Below are 9380 nucleotides of genomic sequence, written 5' to 3'. Positions count from 1 at the left end.
ATCCCCGAAGAACGGCCGCAGTCGAGAAAGCGCCACCCACGCCCTACGGCGCGCCGTGACCCGGGAGCACCCAGGTCGCATCCAGCGCCGCGAGGCGGTCGAGCGAGGACAGGGCCTGCGCCGGCTCGTCCGTGAACGGCGCCGGTTGCGGCCCCGTCCGGCCGGTCAGCACGTGCCGGGTGGTCAACGCGTCGCCGACGAAGACGGCGTCGACCGCCGGCACGTGGACCGCGATGCTGCCGGGGGAGTGGCCCGGGAGCCCGATGACCCGCGGCGCGCCCGGCAGGTCGAGCACGGCACCGTCGTCGATCTCGACCACGTCGGTGAGATAGGTGGTACGCAGGCCGCCCTTGCGGGCCGTGTACCAGAGGAAGCCGGCCGTGGCACCGGGCCTGACCTTGCCCCAGCTCGGCTTGGTCTTTACCTCGCCACGGGCGCGGGCGGCGTCGGCGCGGTGCACGAACACCGGGACGCCGTGCTCGCGGCGCAGCCGCTCGGCGAAGCCGATGTGGTCGGTGTCCCCGTGCGTGAGGACGACACCACGGATGTCGCCCGGCGAGCGGCCCATGCTGTCGAGCTCGGCGGTCAGGTCCTGCCACTGGCCGGCGATGCCGGCGTCCACGAGGGTGATGCCCTCGTCGGTCTCGATCAGGTAAGCCGCCACCAGGTCGTTGCCGATGCGGTGCAGATGCGGACGAAGTTTCATTGTGTGGCCTCCCCGTGCTCGCCTACGATAGCTACGGTACATAGCCATCATGGCTAAGGTCAATAGCCATGCCGGGAAGGACGGTGCGGATGCCCACCCCCGATCGGACCTCGCTCGAGGACATCGTCCGCGCCGCGCGGGAGATCCTGGAGTCGCACGGGCTGGCCGGCCTGACGATGCAGGCCGTCGCCGACCGCGTGGGGGTGCGCGCGCCGTCGCTCTACAAGCGGGTACGCAGCCGCAACGATCTCGTCGGCCTGGTCGCGCGGGCAACGGTCCGGGACCTCAGCGACCGCCTCGACGCGGTCGTGCGCAGCGCCGACCCGCGCGCGGACCTCGGCGAACTGGCCCGGGCGTTCCGGGCGTTCGCGCACGCGCGTCCGGCCGGGTTCCGGCTGATCCTCGGCTGGGGGCCGGAGACCCGCAAGCTCGACCCGGACGAACAGCTGCGCGCCAGCGCCTCCGTGCTCCGCGTCGCGGCCGACCTCGCCGGTCCGGCGCACGCCCTCGAGGCCGCCCGCATGATCACGGCCTGGGCGAACGGCTTCATCAGCATGGAGCTGGGCGGCGGCTTCAACCTGGGCGGCGACATCGAGGAGGCCTACGAGTTCGGCATCGCCCGCCTCGCGGACGCCCTCAGCGCGGACGCGCGCCGCTAGCTGTTGCGCAGCTTGCGGGTGTCCCGGAGGTCCAGGTAAGGCTCCTGCGCCTCCGGGTGACCCGCGTGGACGGCCCGGCTGCGTTGCAGCTCCGCGTCGAACTCGGCGCCGAGCAGGATCGCGAGGTTGCTGATCCACAGCCAGATCAGGAAGACGATCACCGCGGCGAGGCTGCCGTACGTCTTGTTGTAGGAGCCGAAGTTCACGACGTAGAAGGCGAACCCGGCGGAGGCGATCAGCCAGATCACCACGGCCAGCAGGCCGCCCGGGCTGACCCAGCGGAAACCGCCGTGCTTGGCGTTGGGCGACGCCCAGTAGAGGATCGCGAACAGCAGGCTGATGATGACGACCAGGACCGGCCACTTCGCGATGTTCCAGACCGTCACGACGGACGAGCCGAGGCCCAGCGCCTGGCCGACCTGCTCCGCCAGCCGGCCGGTGAACACGACCATCAGCGCGGACAGCACCAGCAGGACGCCGGTCACGATCGTGATGCCGATCCGGATCGGGAGGGTCTTCCAGACCGGCCGGCCCTCGGGCACGTCGTAGACCACGTTGGACGCCTTCATGAAGACGCCGACGTAACCGGACGCCGACCAGAGCGCGCCGAGGAGGCTGACCACCGCGAGCAGTCCCGCCGTGCCCTGCTGGCCCTGCTGGAGGCTCTCGGCCGCGCCGCCGAGGATCGACGCGACTGGGCCGGGTGCGATGTCGGCGAGGTTCTCCGTCACGGACCGCACCGTGTCCGGGCCGAACAGCCGCAGGCAGGTGACGATGAGCAGGAGGCCCGGGAAGATCGAGAGAACGCCGTAGTACGTCAGTGCGGCCGCCCACACCGTGAGGGAGTCGTCGCCGAACTCCCTGGCCGTGCGCTTGAGGGCGCCCAGGTAGGACCTCTTCGGCAGCGCGGTCAGCTGGTCCGGGCCGTCGTCGGCGGTGGGCTGCCGGGGCAGCTTGCCACGGTCGTCGTCCGTCTCCCGTGGAACATCGCGGTCACTCGTCATCGTCCGTACCTCCGCGGGAGGCGATGCCCCACCGGCCGCGCCGCAAACCACCGTTTGGCTCGGACCGGCGAGGGTATCGGCGATGCGTGGGTGCTGACGCCGGCATGTCCGGTTGGACCGTCGTCGACGGCCTCCGCACGTACCACCGGGCGTTCGCCGGACCCGCGGGTGCGACGCCGGTCGTGCTCGTACACGGTCTCGCCGTCTCACACCGCTATCTGCTCCGGCTCGCCCGCGCGCTCGCGGACCGGCATCCCGTCCACGCGATCGACCTGCCCGGCTTCGGGCGCAGCGAAAAGCCGGCGGCGGCGCTCGACGTGCGCGGGCATGCCCGGCACCTGGCCGCCTGGCTGGCCGCCCGCGACCTGGCCGAGGTCTGCCTGCTCGGGCACTCGTTCGGGGCCGAGGTGGTGGCGGCCACCGCCGTAGAGGTCCCCGGGCGGGTGTCCGCCGTCGTGCTCGCCGCGCCGACCAGCGACCCGGCGGCCCGCAGCCGCTCGGCGCAGATCCTGCGCTGGCTGCGGGACGTGCCGCGGGAGCCGGCGTGGCAGGTGCCGGTGTTCGCCCGCGACGTCCGGGACGCCGGGCCACGGCGGATCCTCCGTACGCTCGGCCATTCGGTACACAACGCGATCGAGCGCGACGTCGACCGGCTCCGGATGCCCGTCCTGGTCGTCCGCGGCGGCCGGGACCCGGTCGTGCCGGCGGCGTGGGCGGCCCGGCTCGGACCGACCGCGACGATCGCCCGGGCACCGCACAACGTGGTGGCCACCGACCCCGCACCGGTCGCCGAACGGGTCGCGCGACTCCTGCGCTCCACGGCGGCCCCGTTTGAGGCCCGGTCGAACGGGTAGCCGCAGCCAGGGACGCCGAGCCGTCCGTGACGCCGGAGGTTGCTGATGCGTGCGATGGTCTACCGCGGTCCGTACCGGATCCGGGTGGAGGAGAAGGACCGCCCGTCGATCGAGCACCCCGACGACGCCGTCGTGCGGGTGACGCGGGCCGCGATCTGCGGCTCGGACCTGCACCTCTACCACGGCATGATGCCGGACACCCGCGTCGGCATGACGTTCGGGCACGAGTTCATCGGCGTGGTCGACGAGGTCGGTCCGTCGGTGGCGAACCTGAAGCCGGGGGACCGGGTGATGGTGCCGTTCAACATCTACTGCGGCTCGTGCTACTTCTGCGCGCGCGGCATGTACGCGAACTGCCACAACGTCAACCCGAACGCGACGGCGGTCGGTGGCATCTACGGCTACTCACACACCTGCGGTGGCTACGACGGTGGGCAGGCCGAGTACGTCCGCGTGCCCTTCGCCGACGTCGGCCCGAGCGTCATTCCCGACTGGCTGGCCGAGGAGGACGCCCTGCTGCTGACCGACGCGCTGGCCACCGGCTACTTCGGTGCGCAGCTCGGCGGCATCGCCGAGGGGGACGTGGTCGTGGTCTTCGGCGCCGGGCCGGTGGGGCTGTTCGCCGCCAAGTCGGCCTGGCTCATGGGCGCCGGTCGGGTCATCGTGATCGACCACCTCGACTACCGGCTGGCCAAGGCGGCGGAGTTCGCGCACGCCGAGACGTACAACTTCACCGAGTACGACGACATCGTCGTGCACCTGAAGAAGCTCACCGACCATCTCGGTGCCGACGTCGTGATCGACGCGGTGGGCGCCGAGGCGGACGGCAACTTCCTGCAACACGTGACGGCCACGAAGCTCAAGCTCCAGGGCGGCTCCCCGGTCGCGCTCAACTGGGCCATCGACTCGGTGCGCAAGGGCGGCACGGTCTCGGTGATGGGCGCGTACGGCCCGATGTTCAGCGCCGTCAAGTTCGGCGACGCGATGAACAAGGGCCTCACCCTCCGGATGAACCAGTGCCCGGTGAAACGGCAGTGGCCGCGCCTGTTCGAGCACATCCGCAACGGCTACCTCAAGCCCAGCGACATCGTGACCCACCGGTTCCCGCTCGAGCACATCGCCGAGGCGTACCACGTCTTCTCCGCGAAGCTCGACGGCTGCATCAAACCGATCATCGTGCCCAGCGCCGCCTGAGACTGGGCCGCAGACCCCGGAGCGAACCATGGCCTACACGCCGGACAAGCCGAAGCTCGCCGAGTCGAGCGACGAGTTGCGCGCCCGCATCCCCGGCTGGGGTGCCGACCTCGACCCGAAGGACCGACCGTCGGTGCCGAAGGAGCGGTTCGACCCAGGGGCGAGCGAGGCGCGGTGGGAGTTCCCGGCGCGCCAGCCGGAGAAGTGGCCGCGCGAGCGGTCGAACGAGCACAAGTTCCTCACCCCGGTCTTCGGCACGGCCTGCCCGCCCAAGGGCCTGTCGGGCGCGATGCGCAAGCACGCCTACCGGGCGTACAGCGAGGGCCGGGCCGCGCACTGGCTGCTGCTGCTGGCGGCCGACCGGGTCGACACGGTGGAGAGCACGCTGCGCTCGTTCGTGTCGACCCGACCCGACAACCCGATCACCGAGACCGGTGTGCTCGGCGAGTTCACCCACCACGGCCTCAGTTCCCGGCTGCGCGGGCAACGCGCGGACCGGGTGCACCATCCGCTCGACCCGATCATCGTGGCGGCGCCCTGGGTGTTGGCGGGCGCGCTCGCCGTCACGGTCGTCCGACGCGCCGCCCACGGCCGCCGCTGAACTCAGGCCGATGGGTCAACTGCGCACGAAGCGCACCGCGTCCGCGATGACGTAGCCACTGGCCGTGTCGCGCAGCGAGACGGAACCGTCGATGCCCGCCGCGAACGGGAACACCCCGAGCGACACCCACAGGCCACCCCGCGGCTCCGGCTGGCCGGGCACCCTCTGGTCCACCCGCACCACGTCGGTCCCATCGGCATGCGTGACCGTGTACGGCGCGTCGGTCGCGCGGTTCGAGGCCGGCGCGTAGGACACCAGGACCTCGTACGCGCCGTCACCCGGCAGCGCCGGCCGCCACCGCACCTCGTTGGCGCCCGTGCCGGGTGCCCGCGACAGGTAGTTCGACCCGTAGTAGCCCGCCACGCCCGTGCCCGCCGACCAGCTGCCGGCGACGGTCTCGAAGCCGAGCTCGCCGTTGTCGACCGTCACGTCCTCGCGGACGTCCGCCGGCGGGCCCTCGACCAGCGTCAGCTCGTCGAGGCTGACCCGGGTGCCGCCGCGCCGGCCGGGGCTCACCAGCGTGAAGCGCACCTTCGCCCGCCCCGGCCGCAGCCGGACCGCACCGAGGTCGAGCACGTCGTAACCCTCGGAGCTCTCGGCGGAACCGTCGAATGTGGACCTACGTGGTGTCACGCCGTCGATCGTGACGGTCACGACACCGCCGTCGAGCGGGCGGTAGTACCGCAGCACCGCCTCCAGCGCGCCGCCGCGCCCGACCGTCACCGGGAACTCGATGAAGTCGCCGACCGCCGTGGGCGTCCAGACCGAGCGTGCCCCGCCGCGGGCGGTGGGCTCGCGGACCACGGCCACCGTGCCGGCCGACCGGTGAGCGCCCGTGACCGCGGCGCCCAAATCGAAGGAATGCGAACGCAGCCCGGGCCCGCCGGCCAGGCTGTCCCGCCCGCGGGTGAGCCATTCGAGGTTGAACCGGCACACCGCCACCCGGCGCGGCGCGCTGGGAATGTCGCCGTCGCAGCCGTACAGCAGGATGATCGTGCCGTCGGACAGCCGCGCCAGGTCGGAATAGTAGGACCGGTTCGGGTTCACGACCCGGCTGTAGCGGAACGAGTAACCCTCGTCGTAGCTGACCGACACGGTCATGTTCCACCGCATCGGCGAGTCGGGCCGGCTGAACAGGATCCGGTCGACCTCGGGGCTGCGCGGGCCGCCGGTGTAGCGGGCCAACCCGGCGTCGACGGCGTTGAACACGCCGGTCGCACCGTCCAGTTTGGCCGGTGACCAGGTCAGCCCGCGGTCCTGGCTGATCGAGACGATCCGCTGGCGGTTACCGCCGGACGCCGCGCGACCGTTGACCAGCACCGCACCGTCGCGTCGCTGCACCACCCGGGCCTCGTTGATCGGGTAGTCCACCGCGACCGGCACCGCGCCGGTCGCCTGCCAGGTGCGGCCGTGGTCGTCGCTGTGGATGCCGGCGACGCCGTAGTAACGCTCGGCGACGGTGTTGCCGACGATGACCCGCCGGTGCAGCACGTTGAGCAGCAGCCGCCCGTCGTCGAGCTGGATGCCGTGTCCGGGGCCGGGTCCGTGCAGCGCCCACTCGTACGGGAAGTGGTCGAACAGCCCCGAGAGGCTGCGCGGCGCGCTCCAGGTGGCGCCGTCGTCGCGGCTCGACACGACGTAGAGGTCACCGCTGTCCCCCGAGCACGACGTGTTCTCCGGCAACCGCAGCGAGAGCATGTAGAACAGGAACACCTCGCCCGTGTGCCGGTCGACGACGAACGCCGGGTTGCCCCAGGACTGCCCGTCGACGGAGGGCACCACGGTCTGGGTCGGTCCCCACGTCACGCCGCCGTCGGTGCTGCGCCGCAGCAGGATGTCGCGGGGACCGGCGTCGCAGACCTCGTAGCGGCCCTCGGTGGCGGCGAGGATCGTGTCGTTGGGCAGGACGGCGAGGCCGTGCACGTGGTAGTTCTCCAGCGGGTCGACCGCGGAGTCCCAGAGCGTCGTCTCGGTGAAGGACGGCTGCGGCCGCGTGGCCGCCGCGGCGGGGCCGGGGTTCGCCAGCACCGGCAGACCGCCCGCCGCGGCCGCGCCGGCCGCGATCCCGATCGTGAACTGTCGACGTCCGATCCGTGCGTGCGCCATGCTGCTCCTTACGGGTGGATGGGTCAGTAGCCGCGTACCTGAGGCCAGGCCAGCTCGAAGCCGTCGGCCACGAGCTCCGCCTGGAACTGTTCGAGCAGGGTCGGGTCGTCGTGCACCTGGGCCGGCTCGCGGCCGTGGGCCAGGCAGTGTGCGGCGAGCGCGCCGGCGGCCTCGCCGGCGTTCCACTCCACGGGGTGGAGGCGGTAGCAGCCGTTGGTGATGTGCGTCGTGCCGATGTTCTTGCCGGCCGCGAGCAGGTTGCCGACGCGGACGGGCAGCAGGGCCCCGAGCGGCAGCTGGAACGGGCAGCTGGCGACGTCGATGTAGGTGTCGCCGCCGGTCGACGGGTGCAGGTCGACGCGGTACATCCCGACGCCGACCGTGTCCGGGTAGGCGACGGCGCCGCGCTCGCCCCGCACCGCGTATGACAGGTCCTGCTCGACCACGGTGCGCCGGGCCCGGATACGCCGCGACTCCCGGATGTACGGCGCCTTGGCGAGGCCGTCGGTGCTGCCCATGACGTCGGGCCGCAGCCGCAGCCCGGGCCAGCCGGTGCCGCCGTCCGGCCGGGGCGCCTCGGTCTGCAGCCAGTAGAGCATGCTCGCCGAGAGCTGCCGTGCGCCGTCGAGGTGCTTGTCGCGCTCGTCGTCGGAGACACCGACCAGCGGGCCGGGCAGATAGTCGATCATGGGCCAGTTGACGATCGTGACGTCGCTGTCCGCGAACCCCGGCTCGAACATGTCCCGCGCCAGGATCCGGCGGAACGCCCACAGGTCCTTGTCGCCCGGGTCCCGGCTCTGGTCGGCGACGACCGGCCCGCTCGACGAGTGCGGCACGAAGGACCGCTGGACGGCCGCCAGCGTCCGCGGGTCCGGTGCGACCAGGCTCAGCAGCCGGTCCGGCCAGAACGGCGGCCGGTAGTCGCGCCAGAAGCCGTACTGGTCCGGCCGGTCGATCGTGTGGTCCTCGCCGGCGCGGTGCTCCACCGCGAAGACCCACGAGAACGCCTGCTGGTTGCCCGGCTGGGCGTGCTCGGGCGCGTTCGGCTCGCCGGTCTCGGACCGCGCCTCCGCGCCGGTGACGTGCTCGACGCCGGCCAGCGGCAGCAGGTCACCGAGCTCCGTCGCGTCGAGGACGTACGGCGCGCCCGCCTCGACGCGCCGGCCGTCCGGGCCCTCGAACAGCACCGCGCGGATCCGGTCCCCGGTCACCTCGGCGGCCACGGGCCGGTGCCCGTACCAGATGGTCAGGCGGCCGGCGGCCTGGTACGGGCCGACCAGTGCGGCGATCACCGCGGCGGCCACCCGCGGCTCGTGGCAGAGCCGGCTCACCCGGCCCTGGCCGGGGTTGAGGTCCGGGGTCAGGCGGGCGGCCCGGGTCAGCGGGTACCAGGTCCGGTAGTGGTCGCGGATCGCGTCGCGCAGCGCCCGGTACGAGCGGGTGGCGCCGAACTGCTCGATCCAGGGGTGCTCGTCCGGTGGGACGCCCTGGCTGGTCAGCTGGCCGCCGAGCCAGTCGGTCTCCTCGGTCAGCAGGACACTGCGCCCGCGCCGCAACGCGGCCAGCGCCGCCGCGACGCCGCCGAGCCCGCCGCCGACGACCAGCACGTCGACCGCAGGCGTTGCCGTGCGGACGTTCTTGCCACCTGTCACGCCTTACCACTCTCTCGTTTCATCGGATTTCCACCGCGACGCACGCGGTGTGCTCGCCGGGCACCGCGATCCGCACGACACCGCCGGCCTCGACCACCCGCGTCGCGGTGTGGTCGCCGACCCGCACGTTCACCTCGGACCGGCTCTCGGCGGCGGGCGGCACGGCGATCGTGAGGCCGTCGCCGGCCCCGGAGAACCGCAGGCGCACGACGTCCGGCCCGCGCTCGTAGCCGGTGACGGTCACGCCGGCCGGCGCGTCGAGCAGCGGCCGCTCGTCGAGCGCGACGACGAGCCGCTCACCGGCGCGCACGGCCAGCCGCCCCTCCGCCAGCGCCAGCCCGTCCACGGACGCGGGCCGGCCCGGGTGTGCGAACCGCCAGCCGTCGGGGCGCGGGTCGGCGAGCTCCTGGATGGCCAGGTAACCGAGCAGGCCGCCCCAGCCCATCAGCCCGTCGGACCGGGCCGCGAGCGGCCGCACGTCCTCGCCCGGCACGACCGGGTAGTTCTCCCGGACGTGGCTGTGCGCGGTCCACTCGTCGAGGAACAGCCGCAGCAGGGCGTCGACGATCGGCCGGGTGTGCGTGTCGAGCCCGTACCGGCGTAC

General features: G+C 72.7%; 9 protein-coding genes. 4 read left to right on the top strand and 5 right to left on the bottom strand.

The features are described from left to right. Positions 1-43 precede the first annotated feature (43 nt). Positions 44-706 carry an MBL fold metallo-hydrolase gene (locus tag AB0H87_RS32395; RefSeq protein ID WP_360154303.1) on the bottom strand — a complete coding sequence of 221 codons (663 nt, stop codon included), beginning with the start codon at positions 704-706 and terminating at the stop codon, positions 44-46. Positions 707-795: 89 nt separating this feature from the next. On the opposite strand from AB0H87_RS32395, the gene AB0H87_RS32390 reads away from it, so the two are divergent. Continuing rightward, positions 796-1365, top strand: coding sequence for a TetR/AcrR family transcriptional regulator (locus tag AB0H87_RS32390; protein ID WP_360154300.1), 570 nt, complete (start codon positions 796-798; stop codon positions 1363-1365). On the opposite strand, the gene AB0H87_RS32385 is transcribed toward AB0H87_RS32390, so the two are convergent. Continuing rightward, positions 1362-2369, bottom strand: coding sequence for a YihY/virulence factor BrkB family protein (locus AB0H87_RS32385; protein ID WP_360154297.1), 1008 nt, complete (start codon positions 2367-2369; stop codon positions 1362-1364). The genes AB0H87_RS32390 and AB0H87_RS32385 overlap by 4 nt on opposite strands. Before the next feature lie 86 nt (positions 2370-2455). Between AB0H87_RS32385 and AB0H87_RS32380 the strand changes: the two genes are divergently transcribed. The 3 genes from AB0H87_RS32380 to AB0H87_RS32370 are packed head-to-tail and all read left to right on the top strand — an operon-like array spanning position 2456 to position 5018. Continuing rightward, a complete protein-coding gene (locus tag AB0H87_RS32380; RefSeq protein WP_360154294.1) occupies positions 2456-3223 on the top strand; it encodes an alpha/beta fold hydrolase in 768 nt (255 codons plus the stop codon). Between the two features lie 45 nt (positions 3224-3268). Then, entirely contained in the window at positions 3269-4417 is a 1149-nt protein-coding gene (locus tag AB0H87_RS32375; protein ID WP_360154291.1) for a zinc-dependent alcohol dehydrogenase, read from the top strand. A gap of 28 nt (positions 4418-4445) precedes the next feature. Then, on the top strand, positions 4446-5018 hold the full coding sequence (locus tag AB0H87_RS32370) for a hypothetical protein (RefSeq protein ID WP_360154288.1): 573 nt from the start codon (positions 4446-4448) through the stop codon (positions 5016-5018). 15 nt (positions 5019-5033) lie between these two features. Here AB0H87_RS32370 and AB0H87_RS32365 read toward each other — a convergent pair whose 3' ends face one another. The 3 genes from AB0H87_RS32365 to AB0H87_RS32355 form a co-directional block, all read right to left on the bottom strand. Further along, the gene (locus tag AB0H87_RS32365) at positions 5034-7124 is read right to left on the bottom strand and encodes an exo-alpha-sialidase (protein WP_360154285.1); all 2091 of its coding nucleotides are present in this window, start codon (positions 7122-7124) and stop codon (positions 5034-5036) included. A gap of 23 nt (positions 7125-7147) precedes the next feature. Continuing rightward, positions 7148-8776, bottom strand: a complete 1629-nt coding sequence (locus AB0H87_RS32360; RefSeq protein WP_360154282.1) for an FAD-dependent oxidoreductase — start codon at positions 8774-8776, stop codon at positions 7148-7150. Positions 8777-8795: 19 nt separating this feature from the next. After that, a partial coding sequence (locus AB0H87_RS32355) for a hypothetical protein (RefSeq protein ID WP_360154280.1) occupies positions 8796-9380 on the bottom strand: 585 nt, incomplete at its 5' end.

Source organism: Asanoa sp. NPDC050611 (genome assembly GCF_040654855.1).
GTDB lineage: Bacteria > Actinomycetota > Actinomycetes > Mycobacteriales > Micromonosporaceae > Asanoa.
The sequence above is the reverse complement of the archived record's forward strand: the minus strand, read 5'-3'. Positions and strand labels throughout refer to the sequence as shown.